The 17,597-nt window shown below is 72.4% G+C and carries 15 protein-coding genes; 11 read left to right on the forward strand and 4 right to left on the reverse strand.

What is annotated here, in order from left to right; all coding sequences use genetic code 11:
* Positions 1 to 18: 18 nt before the first annotated feature.
* Positions 19 to 282 carry a DUF6703 family protein gene (locus BFV98_RS26180; RefSeq protein WP_013287943.1) on the reverse strand — a complete coding sequence of 88 codons (264 nt, stop codon included), beginning with the start codon at positions 280 to 282 and terminating at the stop codon, positions 19 to 21.
* A gap of 27 nt (positions 283 to 309) precedes the next feature.
* On the opposite strand from BFV98_RS26180, the gene BFV98_RS26185 reads away from it, so the two are divergent.
* The 3 genes from BFV98_RS26185 to BFV98_RS26195 all read left to right on the forward strand — a co-directional run bounded on the left by BFV98_RS26185 (position 310) and on the right by BFV98_RS26195 (position 2,712).
* Positions 310 to 651: an antibiotic biosynthesis monooxygenase gene (locus BFV98_RS26185; protein ID WP_013287942.1), complete on the forward strand. Its 342-nt coding sequence runs from the start codon at positions 310 to 312 to the stop codon at positions 649 to 651.
* A 94-nt stretch (positions 652 to 745) separates the two neighbouring features.
* Positions 746 to 1,219 carry a hypothetical protein gene (locus BFV98_RS26190; RefSeq protein WP_013287941.1) on the forward strand — a complete coding sequence of 158 codons (474 nt, stop codon included), beginning with the start codon at positions 746 to 748 and terminating at the stop codon, positions 1,217 to 1,219.
* Between the two features lie 113 nt (positions 1,220 to 1,332).
* On the forward strand, positions 1,333 to 2,712 hold the full coding sequence (locus BFV98_RS26195; protein WP_013475540.1) for a glycine--tRNA ligase: 1,380 nt from the start codon (positions 1,333 to 1,335) through the stop codon (positions 2,710 to 2,712).
* 65 nt (positions 2,713 to 2,777) lie between these two features.
* Here BFV98_RS26195 and BFV98_RS26200 read toward each other — a convergent pair whose 3' ends face one another.
* Positions 2,778 to 3,740: a type IV toxin-antitoxin system AbiEi family antitoxin domain-containing protein gene (locus BFV98_RS26200; protein ID WP_013287939.1), complete on the reverse strand. Its 963-nt coding sequence runs from the start codon at positions 3,738 to 3,740 to the stop codon at positions 2,778 to 2,780.
* A gap of 178 nt (positions 3,741 to 3,918) precedes the next feature.
* Between BFV98_RS26200 and dusB the strand changes: the two genes are divergently transcribed.
* Positions 3,919 to 5,082, forward strand: a complete 1,164-nt coding sequence (gene dusB, locus BFV98_RS26205; protein WP_071098082.1) for a tRNA dihydrouridine synthase DusB — start codon at positions 3,919 to 3,921, stop codon at positions 5,080 to 5,082.
* Between the two features lie 71 nt (positions 5,083 to 5,153).
* On the opposite strand, the gene BFV98_RS26210 is transcribed toward dusB, so the two are convergent.
* Positions 5,154 to 5,801 carry a C39 family peptidase gene (locus BFV98_RS26210; protein WP_013287937.1) on the reverse strand — a complete coding sequence of 216 codons (648 nt, stop codon included), beginning with the start codon at positions 5,799 to 5,801 and terminating at the stop codon, positions 5,154 to 5,156.
* Between the two features lie 859 nt (positions 5,802 to 6,660).
* Positions 6,661 to 8,382: a beta-N-acetylhexosaminidase gene (locus tag BFV98_RS26215; protein ID WP_071098083.1), complete on the reverse strand. Its 1,722-nt coding sequence runs from the start codon at positions 8,380 to 8,382 to the stop codon at positions 6,661 to 6,663.
* 310 nt (positions 8,383 to 8,692) lie between these two features.
* Between BFV98_RS26215 and ppdK the strand changes: the two genes are divergently transcribed.
* The 7 genes from ppdK to BFV98_RS26250 all read left to right on the forward strand — a co-directional run bounded on the left by ppdK (position 8,693) and on the right by BFV98_RS26250 (position 17,590).
* Positions 8,693 to 11,401, forward strand: a complete 2,709-nt coding sequence (gene ppdK / locus BFV98_RS26220) for a pyruvate, phosphate dikinase (protein WP_071098085.1) — start codon at positions 8,693 to 8,695, stop codon at positions 11,399 to 11,401.
* Positions 11,402 to 11,516: 115 nt separating this feature from the next.
* Complete coding sequence (locus BFV98_RS26225) at positions 11,517 to 11,870, forward strand: VOC family protein (RefSeq protein ID WP_013287934.1); 354 nt, start codon at positions 11,517 to 11,519, stop codon at positions 11,868 to 11,870.
* Between the two features lie 49 nt (positions 11,871 to 11,919).
* Positions 11,920 to 13,146 carry a deoxyguanosinetriphosphate triphosphohydrolase gene (locus BFV98_RS26230; protein ID WP_030271766.1) on the forward strand — a complete coding sequence of 409 codons (1,227 nt, stop codon included), beginning with the start codon at positions 11,920 to 11,922 and terminating at the stop codon, positions 13,144 to 13,146.
* Positions 13,147 to 13,194: 48 nt separating this feature from the next.
* Positions 13,195 to 14,031 (forward strand): siderophore-interacting protein, encoded by an 837-nt coding sequence (locus BFV98_RS26235; RefSeq protein WP_013475546.1) that lies wholly within the window; start codon positions 13,195 to 13,197, stop codon positions 14,029 to 14,031.
* A gap of 57 nt (positions 14,032 to 14,088) precedes the next feature.
* Positions 14,089 to 15,723: a BCCT family transporter gene (locus BFV98_RS26240; protein ID WP_013475547.1), complete on the forward strand. Its 1,635-nt coding sequence runs from the start codon at positions 14,089 to 14,091 to the stop codon at positions 15,721 to 15,723.
* Positions 15,724 to 15,767: 44 nt separating this feature from the next.
* Positions 15,768 to 16,742: an ABC transporter ATP-binding protein gene (locus BFV98_RS26245; RefSeq protein ID WP_013287930.1), complete on the forward strand. Its 975-nt coding sequence runs from the start codon at positions 15,768 to 15,770 to the stop codon at positions 16,740 to 16,742.
* Complete coding sequence (locus tag BFV98_RS26250; RefSeq protein WP_013287929.1) at positions 16,739 to 17,590, forward strand: ABC transporter permease; 852 nt, start codon at positions 16,739 to 16,741, stop codon at positions 17,588 to 17,590. Before BFV98_RS26245 ends, BFV98_RS26250 begins: the two co-directional genes overlap by 4 nt.
* Positions 17,591 to 17,597 lie beyond the last annotated feature (7 nt).

Below are 17,597 nucleotides of genomic sequence, written 5' to 3' on the forward strand. Positions count from 1 at the left end.
CGGTTCTGCTTTCCCGAGTCAGCCGACCATGAGCTTCGCCAGCGCCACCGCGATCAACAAGGTGAGCATCACCAGCCGGAGCATCCGGGTCGCCGGGGCCTGCACCGGCCAGGTGACCGACATCAGCCAGACCAGCACGCCGGCCAGCACGAGCAGCAGGACGCCGCCCGCCGGGCCGGGCGCGAAGAGGCCGACAAGCACCAGGGCCAGCGCGGCCAGGAACACCGCCGTCGGGTTGAGCCGTGCCAACCGGGACAGCACAGGACTCTGCGTACGCTGCATGCCACAAACTCTACGAGGAGGAACCCCGTGCTGGTCACCAACCGCTTCGTGGTGGAAGCCGAAACGGTGGACGAGTTCACCCGTGCGGCGCACGCCGCGCTGGCCGCGCTCGCCGCCCGCCCCGGCTACCTGCGCGGTGAACTGCTGCGGGCGCTCGACGACCCGGACCACTGGGTCCTGATCACCGAGTGGGAGTCGGTCGGTGCGTACCGGCGGGCGCTCGGCGGATTCGACGTCAAGGTCACCGCCGTGCCGCTGCTCGCCCGATCGGTGGACGAGCCGTCGGCGTACGAGACGCTCGCCAGCGCCGCCCCCGAGGGTGAGATCGTCGTCGTCGCCAGCGATCGCGCCGCAGGTCCGTATCGCTGAGTGCCGGGGCACTACCCTGGCGCGTATGACCGCTCCCGGACCGGCCGCGCCACCCCCGTCATCCGTTCCGCCCGCGCTGCCGGCGGAACACGGGGTGCCCGCGCCGCCGCAGGGGCCCGGCGCCGCGCCGCCGTTCGCCGCCCCGCCCACCGAGGGCGGGCGGACCCGGCTCTGGCTCGGCCTCGGCGCGGGCGCGCTCGCAGTGCTGATCTGCTGCGGTGGGGGCGGGGCGGCAGTGGTCGGCCTGGCGGTGAGCAACGCCCAGGCGATCGGTGAGCAGGGCCGGGCGGTCACGAACGACTACTACCAGGCGCTCGTGGCCCGGGAGTGGTCCAAGGCGTACGACACGCTCTGCGACGACATCCGGCGACGCGAGCCCCGACGCGAGTTCGAGCGCCGGGTGGCGACCGAGCCGCAGATCTCCGGCTACCGGGTGGGCGAGGTCGACCTCACCACGCTCACCGTGCCGGTGGACGTCACGCTCGCCGGCGGCCGGCGGGAGGCGCAGACCGTGACGCTCGCACCGGACCAGCAGACGGGCGGCGTGGAGGTCTGCGGGGTGAGCTGACCGGCCCCCGGTATTCTGCTGGGCTCGGGACGGACACGGTCGTACCGTTGTCCCGAACAGCCCGGTTCCATCCATCTCAACCGCGCCGACCGCCAGCCGGCGTAGGAGGAAACATGCCAGCCGACCGTATCGACGCCGTCACCAGCCTCGCCAAGCGCCGGGGCTTCGTCTTTCCCTCCAGCGAGATCTACGGGGGCACCCGGTCGGCGTGGGACTACGGTCCGCTCGGCGTCGAGCTGAAGGAGAACGTCCGCCGGCAGTGGTGGCGGACCATGGTGCAGCAGCGCGACGACGTCGTCGGCCTCGACTCGGCGGTCATCCTGGCCCGCAAGGTCTGGGAGGCCAGCGGCCACATCGCCGAGTTCGTCGACCCGCTGACCGAGTGCCAGTCCTGCCACAAGCGGTTCCGGGCCGACCACCTGGAAGAGGCGTACGAGGCCAAGCACGGCAAGCCGCTGACCTCGCTGACGGAGCTGAACTGCCCCAACTGCGGCAACAAGGGCACCTTCACCGAGCCGAAGATGTTCAACGGCCTGATGAAGACCTACCTGGGCCCGGTGGAGAGCGACGAGGGCATGCACTACCTGCGCCCGGAGACCGCCCAGGGCATCTTCGTCAACTACAAGAACGTGGAGACGGTCGCCCGCAAGAAGCCGCCGTTCGGCATCGCGCAGACCGGCAAGTCGTTCCGCAACGAGATCACCCCCGGCAACTTCATCTTCCGGACCCGTGAGTTCGAGCAGATGGAGATGGAGTTCTTCGTCGAGCCGGGCACCGACGAGCAGTGGCACGAGTACTGGCTCTCCGAGCGCTGGAACTGGTACCTCGACCTGGGCCTGTCCGAGGAGAACCTGCGCTTCTACGAGCACCCCAAGGAGAAGCTCTCCCACTACTCGAAGCGCACCGTCGACATCGAGTACCGGTTCCGGTTCGGCGGCAGCGAGTTCGCCGAGCTGGAGGGCATCGCCAACCGCACCGACTTCGACCTGTCCACGCACAGCAAGCACTCCGGCGTCGACCTGTCGTACTTCGACCAGGGCAAGGGCGAGCGCTGGATGCCGTACGTGATCGAGCCGGCCGCCGGCCTCACCCGCGCGGTGCTGGCGTTCCTGCTCGAGGCGTACGACGAGGACGAAGCGCCGAACACCAAGGGCGGCGTGGACAAGCGCACCGTCATGCGGTTCGACCCGCGCCTGGCCCCGGTCAAGGTCGCCGTGCTGCCGCTGTCGCGCAACGAGGCGCTGTCGCCGAAGGCCAAGCAGCTCGCCACCGACCTGCGCAAGCGCTGGGTGGTCGAGTTCGACGACTCGCAGGCGATCGGCCGCCGCTACCGCCGGCAGGACGAGATCGGCACGCCGTTCTGCGTCACAGTCGACTTCGACACGCTCGACGACAACGCGGTCACGGTCCGGAACCGGGACACGATGGCCCAGGAGCGCGTCTCGCTGGACCAGGTCGAGCGCTACCTGATCGAGCGCCTGCCCGGCTGCTGACCCGATGTAAGGAAGGGCCCCTTCTTAACGCCTCGCGTAGAGAAGGGGCCCCTTCTTAACACCCCTCATCCGGGGGAGATCGGCTCCGCCCGTACGCCGGTCCCGGCGCCCAGCCCGCGCCGGGCCGCGTACGCGTCCTCCACCATCCGCCGCACACGGCCCGGCTCCCGGCGGATCTGCGCCGGCGTGAAGTGCAGGATGAGCACCCCGTACCGGCTCAGCTCGTTGTGCCGGTCCAGCGTCCGCGCCCAGTCGTTCGGGCTGAGGTGGTACTCCCGCGAGTCGACCTCCAGCGCCACCGCGCAGTCGGCGAGGTAGCCGTCCGGCGTCGGCAGGCGGGTGCCGTCGGCCGCCGACAGCCGCGGGTTCCACAGGATCCCGCCGAGCACGCCGCTGCCGCCCAGGCACTCCCGCAGTTCCGTTTCCGGCGCCGAGCGGACCCCGTCGGTGATCTCCGCGAACGCCTTCCGGATCAGGGCGGTGCGGCTGCGCCGGGCCCGGCGGATCTCCGCGTCCAGGCTGTCCAGGTCGGTGAAACCGCGCTGCACGGCCTCGGCCACCGTCGCCCGTACCGGCCGCAGCCGGCGCAGGTCGCGGGCCGCGTCCACGACCGCCCTGGCCGGCGAGCACACCGGGTACAGCGCGGTCCGCCGGGCCCGCGGATCAAGCTCCAGGGCCCGCGCGATCACCGCGTGACCGGCCGAGCGGCGCCGCACGTGGTGCGGCAGGATCAGGTGTACGTCAGCGGTGCGCGGACTGTGCCGGAAGCCGTACCAGATCAGGGCGGCCAGGCCGGTGAGCTGGGCGTCGGCGCCCGCGTAGAGCGCCGCCGAGATTCGTCGTTGCTCGTCGGTGAGGGTGCCGGTGACGAGCGCGTACGTGGCCGGCAGCACGCGCTGCCACAGGCCGCGCCGGGTCTGCCGGTACAGGTACATGTCGTCGTATCCGACGCCGAGCAGCTGCGTCCGGGTGACGATCTGCTGCTGGCGCTCGGCCAGGTCGCTGAGTTCGGGTGGCTGTTCGCGCATGCCCGGCAGCGTGCGGGCTCGACCGCTGCTCCTCCGGCCCGTGGGCTCGGCCTGTGGACAGCCGCCCCGGTTGTGGAGAACGCCCGCCGGGCTGGCCGGCTGTGATATGTGCCCTGTTAACAAGGGGCCCCTGCTCTACCGGAGACGTTAAGAGGGGGCCCTTCCTTACACTTGTGCGGTGACTGCCCCGACCCTGCCCGCGTTGACCATCGGCCCGCACCGGGTGTGGCCGCCGGTGGTGCTCGCGCCGATGGCCGGGATCACCAACGTCGGCTTCCGCCGGCTCTGCCGTGAGCAGGGCGGCGGCATCTACGTCTGCGAGATGATCACCACTCGTGCGCTCGTCGAGCGGAACCCCAAGACGCTGCGCATGATCGCCTTCGGCGCCGAGGAGAAGCCCCGCAGCCTCCAGCTCTACGGCACCGACCCGGAGATCACCGCCGCCGCCGTGCGGATCGTGGTCGAGCGAGACCTGGCCGACCACATCGACCTGAACTTCGGCTGCCCGGTGCCCAAGGTGACCCGCCGGGGCGGCGGCTCGGCCCTGCCGTGGCGCCGCCGGCTGTTCGCCCGGCTGGTCAGGGCCGCGGTGGACGCCGCGTCACCCGCCGGGGTACCGGTCACCGTCAAGATGCGCAAGGGCATCGACGACGACCACCTGACGTACGTCGAGGCGGGGCTGGCGGCCCAGGACGCGGGCGTCGCGGCGGTCGCCCTGCACGGGCGTACGGCCGCGCAGCGCTACTCCGGCACCGCCGACTGGGATGCGATCGCCACGCTCAAGTCGGCGCTCGACGTGCCGGTGCTCGGCAACGGCGATATCTGGGAGGCCGACGACGCGCTGCGGATGGTCGCGCACACCGGCGTCGACGGCGTGGTGATCGGGCGCGGCTGCCTGGGCCGGCCGTGGCTGTTCGCCGACCTGGAGGCCGCGTTCAACGGGAGCGCCGAGCGGCGGCTACCGAGCCTCGGCGAGGTGGCGGTGACCATGCGGCGGCACGCCGAACTGCTGGTGGAGCAGTTCGTGGCGGGCGCGCGCAACCCGGCCCGCGGCGAGCGGGACGGCTGCACCGACTTCCGCAAGCACGTCGCCTGGTACCTGAAGGGCTTCCCGATCGGCAGCGAACTGCGCCGCTCGCTCGCCATGATCGAGAGCCTGGCGCAGCTCGACGACCTGCTCGGCAAGCTCGACCCTGTCGTACCGTTCCCGGTGGAGAACCTCGGCCAGCCGCGCGGCCGCACCAACTCCCCGGGCAAGGTCTTCCTGCCCGACGGCTGGCTGGCCAGCCGCGACGACGACACCCCGCCCGACGGCGCGGAGCTGGACGACTCCGGCGGCTGACCGCTGACCCCGGACACGCCGAAGGGCCCGACCCCCGTTCCGGGGTCGGGCCCTTCGCCATGGTCACTCGGTCAGGAGCTGTAGCCGCGGCTGGCGATCCAGCGGGCGAGCTCGTCCACGTCGATCCGGTAGGAGGCCTGGTCCGGGTTCGCCGAGTCGGCGATCGTCACGACCTTGCCGCCGTCGCGGTAGCCGACCACGCTGATGTAGTGGCCACCCTCGAACGAGTGGGTGGTGCCGTCGGTGTCGGTCGCGGTGCCGGCGATGTTCGCCACCACGGCCCGGCCGTCGTCCACAGTGCGCACCACGTCGGCACGCAGCTTCTCCACCTTGTCACCGACCTTGTCCACCGGGATCTCGGTCGACTTGTAGACGTCCTTACCGGTCTCCTTGTTGAGCACCGGCGTGATGTCGTTGATGGAGTTGGTGCCGGCCTCGGTGGTGCCCATCTCCTTGGCCATGGCGTCCACGTCGATGTTCTTGCCCTGCACGCTCAGCGCGTTACGGGCCGCGGCGGGGCCACAGAAGTAGAAGTTGGGCTGCGCCTCGTAGCGCACGTCCAGCTCACGCTCGCCGTGCTTGCGGTCGGTGGTGACGACCTGAGCGGCGCGCTCGGCCGGGGTGGCCTGGGCGGCGATGGCGGGGCCGGCGATGCCACCGGCGGTGGCGGCGATACCGGCGACGGTCAGAGCGGTCTTGCGCAGCAGAGTGGTAGCCATGATCAGTTGCCTCTCTGTCGGGGGTACGCGGCGATGGGGGATGCCGCGAATAAAGATCAGGTGGCCCGGTATGTGCGTCGGGCCGGTGGCTCGCTCGGGCGACCAGGGGGGGTGGCCTGCTCCGGCGGCTCGGGGATGTAACGACCGGGGGCCCGGGGTCATTCCCGGGGGTGCTGCCCGGCGGTGGGGCCGGCTCGACAGGCGCTGTCGGCCTGCTCGGCGGCCCCGGGGATGTAACGACCGGCGTCCCGGCCTGATTCCCGGCCCGAGGGGGCGGGCGGTCGGCGGGTGCGGCGCGGTCTGCCATGTACAACGCCCCGCACCCACCCCCGATTCCACCCCACCGGTGACCCCGACCACCCCGAATCCGGACACCGAGCTCATCAGGGCTGCCGCCGACACCGAACCCCGCCCGCCCTCGCCGCAGTCACCCCGCCCCGGCCACCTCAAGGGCTCCCCCCACCCCCCACCCCGTTGATCAAGGAGTTTGTGTCCGTCTGAGGCCGTGCACCGGGCACAAACTCCTTGATCACCGATCCGATGGGGGGGAGTCGCCTTGGTGCCCGATGTCGGGCTCTGGGCGGGTGAGCTTCGAGATCTTGGTAGATCGGCGCCCCTCCGAGGGCCGTTCCGTACCAAGATCTTCGGGGCGCGCGGGGCGCTCGGGGTGCTCGGGGTGCTCGGGGTGCTCGGGGCGCTCGGGAGGGAGTGCGCGACGGCGAGGGGCGGCTGGATGTCGCCGGCCCGGGGATGAGGGCGTCGATCATGAAGTTGACGGCGTTTTGTGTCCGGTTTGTCGCCGTCAACTTCATGATCGACGGGGTTCGGCGTCGACGGGGTTCGGCGCCCCCGTGTGCGGTCAGGGGGTGGTGGGGGTGGGGGTGGGCTGGGTGGGGACCTGGGCTGGGGTGGTGGGCCAGGGGATCTCGGGGGAGGGGTGGAAGGCGATGCCGGCTGTGGACCAGCGCGGGCCGTGTGCGGCCAGCCGGCTGCGGAACCGGGACCAGTCGTGCGTCTCGCGCGGTGACCAGCCGAGTTCGGCGACGGCGGGCAGGCGCGGGAAGAGCATGAACTCGACCTCGGCCGGCGTCGTGATCGACTCGGTCCACAGCGGCGCCTCCACACCCAGCACCGCCTCGGCCGGTACGCCCCGCACGTGGCTGCCCGGATCCCACTCGTACGCCCGGCGCACGTCGATCAGACCGGCCCAGTCGTGTCCGATCGGGGTGTCCGGGGCGTACTTCATGTCCAGGTACGCGTGGTTGCCGGGGGAGAGGATCAGCCGGGCGCCCCGGCGTACCGCGTCGGCGGTCTCCGGGTCGTCACCGTTCGTGCCCCACCACTGCAGGACGCGTCCGTCGACGTGTGCGGCCGGGGCGAGCTGGTGCCAGCCGACGACGGTCTTGCCGGTGGCGGCCACCAGCCGCTGCGCCCGCTCCACGAAGGAGCGGTAGCTGTCGGCCGGCACCTTGAACGCCTCGTCGCCGCCGAGGTGCAGCCACGGCCCGGGCGTCGACGCGGCCACCTCGCCGACCACGTCCGCGACGAAGGCGTACGTCCGCTCGTCGGCGGGGTCGACGAAGCTGAAGCCGACCTCGGTGCCGGTGTACGGCGGTGGCGCGATCTTGCCGGGCGCCAGTTCGGGGTACGCGACGAGCGCCGCGTTGGTGTGGCCCGGGAGGTCGATCTCGGGCACCACTGTGACGTGGCGGCGGGCGGCGTACGCGACGATGCGGCGGTAGTCGTCACGTGTGTACCAGCCGCCGGGGCCGCCGCCGACCGCTGTCGCACCGCCGACCTCGGCGAGCCGTGGCCAGGAGTCGACGGCGATCCGCCAGCCCTGGTCGTCGGTGAGGTGCAGGTGCAGGTGGTTGAGCTTGTAGCGGGCCAGGTGGTCGACCACCCGCAGCACGTCCTCGACCGCGAAGAAGTGGCGGGCGACGTCGAGCATCGCGCCCCGGTAGGGGAAGCGCGGCCGGTCGACGATCGTGCCGCCGGGTACCGCCCAGCGCGCGGCGACGGCGGTCGGGCTCTCGATCGGCGCGGGTAGCAGCTGCCGCAGCGTCTGCGCGCCGTGGAACAGCCCGGCCGGGGTGGCGGCGGTGATCCGGACGCCGCCGGTGGTCACGTCGAGGCGGTAGCCCTCGTCTCCGAGCCGCGCGTCGTCCGGCTCGCCGGGCCGGGCGGGAACCGCCGCGGACAGCGTGAGCGTCAGCGGGCCGTCCTCGCCGGTGTCGGCGACCGGGAGCGGGAAGCCGGTGGCCGGGCGCAGCCAGCCGGCGAGCTGTTCGGCCACGTCCCGCCCGGCGGGGCTGACCCGCAGCACCGCGTCCGCGCTCAGCGTGAAGTCGCCGGCCGGGTCCGGGCGCACGTGCTCGGGTGCCGGCACCACGTCGCCGAGCCGGACCGGCGCCGGTCCGGCGAGCGCCTCGGCGGCCCGGCCCGCGGCGTCGCGGGCCAGCTCGGCCGCGGGTGCCGGCACACCGGGCAGCGGCACAGCGGGTACGTCGCTGGAAGGGCTGGTGGGACGGGTGTCGGTCGGCTCCGGCCCGGTCTCCGGGGCGGCGGGGTTGGTCGGCACGGCGACGGCTCCGAGGGTGTATTCGCGCGGGATATGGCAAAGGTCAGGTTCCGCGAGATGCAGTGACGTCAAGAGTACGAGGGGGATCGGAATTGCGTGATCGTGCTCGTGGAAGCGTTCCCAAAAACCCGTACGAACGCGGATTGTGGTGACCGTTGTGCCGAAAGTCACCGAACGCTCCCAGGTTTCTCGAAACTCGCCTAGCCTTCGCCCCACCGACGCTGACGAGCCGGGATTACCGGTGGTCACTACCGGGGTATGTCCGAACTGAACCTTCGTTAAGTGTCAATGGCGCGCGTGGGAGGCTCTGGTGGCAGCGCACGATCCGGTCGAGCAGAAGTACGTCTACGACTTCGCCGAGGGCAACAAGGATCTCAAGGATCTGCTCGGCGGCAAGGGGGCCAACCTGGCCGAGATGACGAATCTCGGCCTGCCGGTTCCGCCCGGCTTCACGATCACCACCGAGGCCTGCAAGGCGTACCTGACCACCGGGCGCGAGCCGGACGGCCTGGCCGCCCAGATCGAGGCGCACCTGGAGTCCCTGGAGCGCGAGATGGGCCGGCGCCTCGGCGACCCGGACGACCCGCTGCTGGTCTCGGTACGCTCCGGCGCCAAGTTCTCCATGCCGGGCATGATGGAGACGGTTCTCAACGTCGGCCTCAACGACCGCAGCGTGGTCGGCCTGAGCAACCAGGCGGGCGGGAACGACCGGTTCGCCTGGGACTCGTACCGCCGGCTGATCCAGATGTTCGGCAAGACCGTCTGCGAGGTGCCGGGCGAGGAGTTCGAGCACGCGCTCGACGAGATCAAGCGCGCCAAGGGCACGCACAACGACCTCGACCTGGACGCCGACGACCTGCGCGGGCTTGTCGACGCGTACAAGCAGATCTTCGCCAAGCATACCGGCCGCGAGTTCCCGCAGGAGCCGCGCGAGCAGCTCGACCTCGCCATCCGCGCGGTCTTCGACTCGTGGAACGCGGAGCGGGCGATCCTCTACCGCCGCCAGGAGCGCATCCCGGCCGACCTGGGCACCGCCGTCAACGTGGTGACGATGGTCTTCGGCAACCTCGGTCCCGACTCCGGTACCGGCGTCGCGTTCACCCGCGACCCGGGCAGCGGCGCGCAGGGCATCTACGGCGACTACCTCGCCAACGCCCAGGGCGAGGACGTGGTCGCCGGCATCCGCAACACGGTGCCGTTGCAGGAGCTGGAGCAGCTCGACAAGACCTCCTACGACCAGCTGCTCGGCATCATGGCCCGGCTGGAGGAGCACTACAAGGACCTCTGCGACATCGAGTTCACCATCGAGCGCGGCAAGCTCTGGATGCTCCAGACCCGCGTCGGCAAGCGCACCGCCGCCGCTGCGTTCGTCATCGCCGGGCAGCTCGTCGACGAGGGTCTGATCGACCTGGACGAGGCGCTGCACCGGGTCAACGGCGCGCAGCTCGCCCAGTTGATGTTCCCGCGTTTCCAGCTCGACCACGAGTTCGAGCCGGTGGCCAAGGGCATCGGCGCCTCCCCGGGTGCCGCGTCCGGCAAGGTCGTCTTCACCTCGGCCCGGGCGGTCGAGCTGGCCGCCGAGGGGGAGTCGGTGATCCTGGTCCGCCGGGAGACCAACCCGGACGACCTCAACGGCATGATCGCCGCCAAGGGCATCCTCACCTCCCGGGGCGGCAAGACCAGCCACGCCGCCGTGGTGGCCCGCGGCATGGGCAAGACCTGCGTCTCCGGCGCGGACGAGCTGGAAGTGAACGTACCGGCGAAGAAGTTCACTGTGGGCGACCACGTGGTGAGCGAGGGCGACGTGGTCTCGATCGACGGCACCACCGGCAAGGTCTACCTCGGCGAGGTGCCGGTCATGCCGTCCGAGGTGGTGCAGTACTTCGAGGGCGAGCTCGACCCGGAGAACACCGACGACGCGCTGGTCCGCTCCGTACACCGGATCATGACGCACGCCGACGCCGCGCGGCGGCTGCGGGTGCGCACGAACGCCGACACCGGCGCGGACGCGGCCCGGGCGCGGCGCTTCGGCGCCGAGGGCATCGGCCTGTGCCGCACCGAGCACATGTTCCTCGGCGACCGGCGCGAGCTGGTCGAGCGGCTCATCCTGGCCTCCGGCGAGCGGGACCGGGAGGACGCGCTCGCCGCGCTGCTGCCGCTGCAGCGGGCCGACTTCATCGAGATCTTCCGCGAGATGGACGGCCTGCCGGTCACCGTGCGGCTGATCGACCCGCCGCTGCACGAGTTCCTGCCCCCGCTGGAACAGCTCGCGGTCAACGTCGCGGTGGCACAGGAGCGCGGCGAGGACGTCGCCAAGGAGGAGGCGCTGCTCGCCGCCGTACGGCGGATGCACGAGGAGAACCCGATGCTGGGCCTGCGCGGCGTCCGGCTCGGCCTGGTCATCCCCGGCCTGTTCGCCATGCAGGTCCGCGCGATCGCGGAGGCCGCCGTCGCGGTCGTCCGCGACGGCGGCAAGGCCTGCCCGGAGATCATGGTGCCGCTGGTCGGGGCCGTGCAGGAGCTGGAGACGGTACGCGCCGAGGCCGAGCGGATCATCGCCGAGGTGGTCGGGGACAGCGGCGTCGAGGTGCTGATCGGCACGATGATCGAGGTGCCCCGGGCGGCGCTGACCGCCGGGCAGATCGCCGAGGCGGCCGAGTTCTTCTCCTTCGGCACCAACGACCTGACCCAGATGGGCTGGGGCTTCTCCCGCGACGACGTGGAGGGCGCGTTCTTCTGGCGCTACCTGGAGCTGGGCATCTTCGGTATCTCGCCGTTCGAGTCGATCGACACCGACGGCGTCGGCCGGCTGATTCGCATCGCCGCCGAGGAGGGCCGGGCGGCCCGTCCGGGCCTGAAGCTCGGCGTCTGCGGCGAGCACGGCGGCGACCCGGACTCGGTGCACTTCTTCCACGAGGTCGGCCTGGACTACGTCTCCTGCTCGCCGTTCCGGGTGCCGGTGGCCCGGCTGGAGGCAGGCCGCGCGTCCATCACCACCACCGGTTCGGACTCCCGCTGACGCGGCGCGGGGCCGCCGGTGCTCGCCGGCGGCCCCGCGTACGCCCGGCGCGCCTTTCCGGCCTCCTCGGCGTAGCCTGAGCTTCCGCCACGTGTCGATCAGGAGGGGTGGCCGCATGACCGCCGTCTGGGAGAACCTGACCATCGACGCCCGGGATCCGTCCCGGCTCGCCAGTTGGTGGGCGGAGGCCCTCGGCTATCAGGTGATCACCGACAAGCCGGACGAGGTGGAGATCCGCCGGACCCCCGACACGACGCCCGGTCTCGTCTTCGTCCCGGTCTCCGGGCCGAAGGAGGGGAAGAACCGGCTGCACATCGACCTGCGCCCGGCCGACATGGAGGCCGAGGTGGAGCGCCTCGTCGACATGGGCGCCCGGCACGTCGACATCGGCCAGGGGGACGTGGAGTGGACGGTGCTCGCCGACCCGGAGGGCAACGAGTTCTGCGTGCTCCGGGAGCGCGAGGAGTGAGCCGGTCTTGCGAGCCCCGCAGTCGCGACCCTCTGCCAGTCCGGGAGAAATGATCGACGCGGCGCGGCTGGTCGACGAGGCGCCCAAGGACACCGGGTACGGCCGGTCGCCGTTCGAGCGGGACCGCGCCCGCGTGCTGCACTCGGCGGCGTTCCGCCGGCTCGCCGCGAAGACCCAGGTGCACACCGCCGGGACGAACGACTTCCTGCGTACCCGGCTGACCCACTCGCTGGAGGTCGCGCAGATCGCCCGCGAGATGGGCGCCCGGCTGGGCTGCGACCCGGACGTGGTGGACACCGCCGGGCTGGCGCACGACCTGGGCCACCCGCCGTTCGGGCACAACGGCGAGTACGCCCTGGACGAGCTGGCCGCCGACTGCGGCGGCTTCGAGGGCAACGCGCAGACGCTGCGGGTGCTCACCCGGCTGGAGGCGAAGGTGCTCGCCCCGGACGGGCGCTCGGCCGGGCTGAACCTGACCCGGGCCGCGCTGGACGCGGTGAGCAAGTACCCGTGGCCGCGCCGCCCCGGCGAGCGCAAGTTCGGCGTGTACGCCGACGACCGCCCGGTCTTCGACTGGCTGCGCGAAGGCGCCCCGCCGGGCGACCGGCGCTGCCTGGAGGCCCAGGTGATGGACTGGGCCGACGACGTGGCGTACTCGGTGCACGACGTCGAGGACGGCATCCACGGCGGGTACGTCGACCTGCGCCCGCTGCTGGCCGACGCGGACGAGCGGCGGGCGCTCTGCGCCGACGTGGCCGCCGCCTACTCGGGTGAGGCGCCGGAGGATCTGGGCGAGGTGCTCGCCGGCCTGCTGGCCGATCCGGTGCTCGCCCCGCTTGCCGCGTACGACGGCAGCCACCGCGCGCTCGCCGCGTTGAAGGCCACCACGAGCGTGCTCACCGGCCGGTTCGTCGCCGGCGTGGTGGCCGCGACCGAGCAGCGCCACGGTCCCGGCCCGCACCGCCGCTACGACGCCGACCTGGAGGTGCCGCGCCGGATCCGGGCGCAGTGCGCGCTGCTCAAGGGCATCGCGCTGCGGTACGTGATGCGCCGCCCCGGCGCGGGGGACCGCTACGCGCGGCAGCGCGACGTCCTGACCGGGCTGGTCGCGGCGCTGCTGGACCGGGCGCCGGATGCGCTCGACCCGGTGTTCGCGCCGCTGTGGCGTGACGCGGCGGACGACGCCGCGCGGCTGCGCGTGGTGATCGACCAGGTCGCCTCGCTCACCGATCCGGCCGCGCTGGCCTGGCACGCCCGCCTGGTGTCGCCGAGCTGACCGCATCGTGCCCGGGGCGAGCCATCGAACTTAGGCTAGCCTAAGCGCATGACGGATCGCCCGAAGAAGCTCACCGCCGCCACGGTCGTCCGGACCACGCGGCCCACCCCACACCTGATCCGCCTGGTCCTGGGCGGCGCCGAGCTGGCCGGGCTGCCGGTGGGCGCGTACACCGACCACTACGTGAAGTTCGTCTTCCCGCCGGCCGGGGTGACCTACCCGGACCCGGTCGACCTGGCCACGATCAAGCGGGAGTTCCCGGCGGAGCAGTGGCCGCGCCTGCGCGCGTACACGGTCCGGGCCTGGGACGCCGCGGCCGGTGAGATGACTGTCGACGTGGTGCACCACGGCGACGAGGGTCTGGCCGGGCCGTGGGCGGCGGCGCTGCGTCCCGGCGACCGGGTGTTGTTCACCGGGCCGGGCGGCGCGTACGCGCCGGACCCGGCTGCCGACTGGCACCTGCTGGCGGGCGACGAGAGCGCGCTGCCGGCCATCGCCGCCGCCCTGGAACGGCTGCCGGTGGGCGCGCCCGCGAAGGTGTACGTCGAGGTCGGCGGCCCGGCCGACGAGCTGCCCCTGACCAGCGCGGGTGAGGTCGAGGTGTGCTGGTTGCACCGCGACGGGCGTCCGTACGGCGAGCCGCTGGTCGAGGCGGTCCGGGCGCTGGCGTTCCCGCCCGGCCGGGTGCACGCGTTCGTGCACGGTGAGGCCGGGGCGATGAAGGAGCTGCGGCGGCTGCTGCGCGTCGAGCGCGGCGTGCCCCGGGGTGACCTGTCCATCTCCGGCTACTGGCGGCGTGGCATGGACGACGAGGGCTGGCGGTCCACCAAGCCGGCCTGGAACGCCGCAGTGGAGGCCGAGGAGGCCGCCGCCGTCGTGTCCTGACGTGGTTCCTGCGGCATTCCGGCGCGGCGGTGCGCCCGGCCCGCCGACGATGGAGGCATGACGGGACAATCGGGGCGGCGGGCCGTTGCCCAGCGGGTAGACCGGGTGGTGCTCGGCGCCGGTGTAGCCGGTGTGCTCGCGGTGGTGCTGTGGGGCGTGTTCGCCCGGGGTTCACTGGCCCGGTTCGGTGAGTCCGGCCTGGCCTGGGCCGTGAGCACGTTCGGCTGGTTCTTCGTGGTCGCGGCCGACGCCTTTCTGGTGCTGGCGGTCGTCGTGGCCGCCTCCCGGTTCGGCCGGATCCGGCTGGGCGCCGACGACGACGAGCCGGAGTTCAACACCCTGGCCTGGGTCGCCATGATGTTCAGCGCCGGCATGGGCATCGGCCTGGTGTTCTTCGCCGTCGCGGAACCGATGCAGCACTACGCCACGCCGCCGCCGGCCTCCGGAGTCGAGCCGCAGACCGGCGCCGCCGCCTCGGCGGCCATGCAGTACACGCTCTTCCACTGGACGCTGCACCCGTGGGGCATCTACGCGATCGCGGCGCTGGCCCTGGCGTACTCGACGTTCCGCAAGGGGCGGGGCAACCGGATCTCGTCCGCGTTCGCGCCGCTGCTCGGGGACCGGACCGACGGCCCGCTCGGCCGCGGGATCGACCTGCTCGCCGTCTTCGCCACCGTGTTCGGCTCCGCGACCAGTCTCGGGCTGGGTGCGCTCCAGGTGGCGGCCGGCCTCGACCTGGTGGCCGGGGTGCCGGACAGCCGGGCCGTCGAGTTGACGATCATCGGAGCGCTCACGCTCGCCTTCGTCGTGTCCGCCTTCTCCGGACTGCACCGGGGCGTCAAGTGGCTGTCCACCACGAACGTGCTGATCGCCGTCGCGCTGATGCTGTTCGTGTTCGTGGTCGGTCCGACCGTCTACACGCTGGAGGTGCTGCCGGCCTCGGTCGGTGACTATCTGAGCGGCCTGGTGCGCATGTCGACGCGTACCGGGGCGTTCTCCGACCCGGCCTGGCTGGGCTCGTGGACCGTCTTCTACTGGGCGTGGTGGATCTCCTGGGCGCCGTTCGTGGGCACGTTCATCGCCCGCATCTCGCGCGGCCGTACGGTCCGTCAGTTCCTGATCGGGGTGCTGCTGATACCCAGCGGCGCGAGCACCGTCTGGTTCGCGGTGATGGGCGGGACCGCCCTGCGTACGCAGACCACTGGCACCCGGGACCTGGTGGCGGACGTGGGCGCCGGTTCCGAGCAGGCGCTGTTCGGGCTGCTCGACGCGCTGCCCCTGGCCACGCTGACGAGCGTGCTCGCCATGGTGCTGATCGCGCTCTACTTCGTCACCAGCGCGGACTCCGCGTCGCTGGTGCTCGGCTCGCTCAGCTCGCGCGGCGCGCTGCGGCCACATCGCGGGGTGGTGGTGCTCTGGGGCGTGCTGATCGGCGCGGTCGCGGCGGCGTTGCTGCTGGCCGGTGGCCTGGCCGCGCTGCAGCAGGCGACCATCCTGGTCGCGTTGCCGTTCGTCGTGGTGATGCTGGGCCTGGCCGTCGCGGTGCTCCGGGAGATGGCCGCCGATCCGATGCTGCGCGCCGGGCCCCGGCCCCGCCGTTCCGGCCTGGCCGCCGCGGTGAACGCGGCCCGGTCGTACGAGGAGGAGGATCCGGCTCCCGTCACGCGCTGGTTCCATCGCCCCCGCCCCTGAGTGGGGGTACCTCGTCTTGTAGTAGGGATGCTACATTCCGGGGCATGACTGCGGTCGAACTCCCGGGGGCCGTCGCGTCCCCCCGACCTCCCGACGAGGATCTCGTCCTCGACGTGCGGGATCTGCGCATGCGCTACGGCGCCGTCGACGTGCTGCACGGCGTCGACCTGACCGCCCGGCGGGGCGAGGTGGTGGCGCTGCTCGGGCCCAACGGCGCGGGCAAGACCACCACCATCGAGATCCTCGAAGGCTTCCGGCTGCCCTCGGCCGGCACGGTGCGCGTGCTCGGCACCGACCCGGCCCGCGGCGACGAACGGTGGCGCGCGCGGCTCGGCGTGGTGCTCCAGTCCTGGCGCGACCACGGCAAGTGGCGGGTGCGGGAGCTGCTCGCACACCTCGGCGACTTCTACGCGCCGTACGCCACCGACCGGATCCCGCGCCCGTGGCCGGTCGACGAGCTGCTGGAGACCGTGGGCCTGAGCGCGCACGCCGGCAGCCGGGTGGCCCGGCTCTCCGGTGGTCAGCGCCGTCGGCTCGACGTCGCTGTCGGCATCGTCGGCCGCCCCGAACTGCTGTTCCTGGACGAGCCGACGGTCGGGTTCGACCCGGCCGCCCGGCGCGAGTTCCACGAGCTGGTGCACCGCCTGGCCGACCTGGACGAGACCACCATCGTGCTGACCACGCACGACCTGGCCGAGGCGGAGAAGCTGGCCGACCGCATCCTCATCCTGGCCGGCGGCCGGATCATCGCCGAGGGGTCGCCCGACCAGCTCGCCCGGCGCGTCGCGGGGGACGCCGAGGTGCGCTGGACCCGCGACGGCGAGCGGTACGTGCACGCCACCGGCGACGCCACCGCGTTCCTGCGCGACCTGCTCCGCGAGCACGGCGACCGGGTACGCGAGCTGGAGGTGCGCCGGGCCAGTCTGGAGGACGCGTACCTGGCGCTGGTGCACGAGGAGGAGACCGGCATCCGTACCGGCCGGGCCGAGCGGGTGTGGCAGCAGGAGGCGAACCGATGAACCCGACCACCAACGCGCTGCGGGCCGGGCTGCGGCGCGGCGTGATCGAGCTGCGCGCCACGTTCACCAACGGCCAGGATCTCTGGACCTACTTCTTCCCCACAGTGGTGCTGCTGGTCGCCGTGTTCTGGATGCGCGGCTCGACGGTGCCCGGCACCGACTTCTCCCTCGGCGCCCGTACGCTGCCCAGCGCGCTCGGCATGGGCCTGCTCTTCGGCGGCCTGCTCGGGCTGGCCAACCAGCTCGTCATCGACCGGGAGGACGGCACGCTGCTGCGCGCCAAGGCCATCCCGGACGGCATGCTCGGCTACCTGGTCGGCAAGATCGTGCTGGTGTCGGCGGTCGCGCTGATCGGCGTCGTCATCCAGCTCACGCCCGGCCTGTTCTTCCTCGACGGGCTGCGGCTCGGCGACCCCGGCGCCTGGCTCACGCTGGCCTGGGTGGTGCCGCTCGGGCTGGTGGCGACGCTGCCGCTGGGCGCGGTGATCGGCTCGCTGGTCGAGAACCCGCGCAACATGGGCCTGGTGGTGATGCCGATCTTCGGTCTCATCGCGTTGTCCGGCATCTTCTACCCGATCAACGGCCTGCCCGGCTGGCTCCAGGGCGTCGCCCAGGTCTTCCCGCTCTACTGGCTAGGCTTGGGCATGCGCTCGGCGCTGCTCCCGGGCGACCTGGCGGCTGTCGAACTCGGCGGCTCCTGGCGGCACCTGGAGACGGTCGGCGTGCTCGGCGCCTGGGCGGTGCTCGGGCTCGTGCTGGCCCCGGTGGTGCTGCGCCGGATGGCCCGCCGGGAGTCCGGCTCGCGGGTCGCGGCCCGGCGGGAACGGGCCATGCAGCGGGTCGGATGAGAGGGCG

This window comes from Micromonospora sp. WMMB235 (genome assembly GCF_001855515.1).
Lineage (GTDB): Bacteria > Actinomycetota > Actinomycetes > Mycobacteriales > Micromonosporaceae > Micromonospora > Micromonospora aurantiaca.

Bases quoted from the DNA above. Each gene is read 5' to 3' on its own strand.
- BFV98_RS26180 (WP_013287943.1), bottom strand. From the start codon at position 282: ATGCAGCGTACGCAGAGTCCTGTGCTGTCCCGGTTGGCACGGCTCAAC.
- BFV98_RS26195 (WP_013475540.1), top strand. From the start codon at position 1,333: ATGCCAGCCGACCGTATCGACGCCGTCACCAGCCTCGCCAAGCGCCGG.
- BFV98_RS26200 (WP_013287939.1), bottom strand. From the start codon at position 3,740: ATGCGCGAACAGCCACCCGAACTCAGCGACCTGGCCGAGCGCCAGCAG.
- BFV98_RS26210 (WP_013287937.1), bottom strand. From the start codon at position 5,801: ATGGCTACCACTCTGCTGCGCAAGACCGCTCTGACCGTCGCCGGTATC.
- BFV98_RS26225 (WP_013287934.1), top strand. From the start codon at position 11,517: ATGACCGCCGTCTGGGAGAACCTGACCATCGACGCCCGGGATCCGTCC.
- BFV98_RS26230 (WP_030271766.1), top strand. From the start codon at position 11,920: ATGATCGACGCGGCGCGGCTGGTCGACGAGGCGCCCAAGGACACCGGG.
- BFV98_RS26235 (WP_013475546.1), top strand. From the start codon at position 13,195: ATGACGGATCGCCCGAAGAAGCTCACCGCCGCCACGGTCGTCCGGACC.
- BFV98_RS26240 (WP_013475547.1), top strand. From the start codon at position 14,089: ATGACGGGACAATCGGGGCGGCGGGCCGTTGCCCAGCGGGTAGACCGG.
- BFV98_RS26245 (WP_013287930.1), top strand. From the start codon at position 15,768: ATGACTGCGGTCGAACTCCCGGGGGCCGTCGCGTCCCCCCGACCTCCC.
- BFV98_RS26250 (WP_013287929.1), top strand. From the start codon at position 16,739: ATGAACCCGACCACCAACGCGCTGCGGGCCGGGCTGCGGCGCGGCGTG.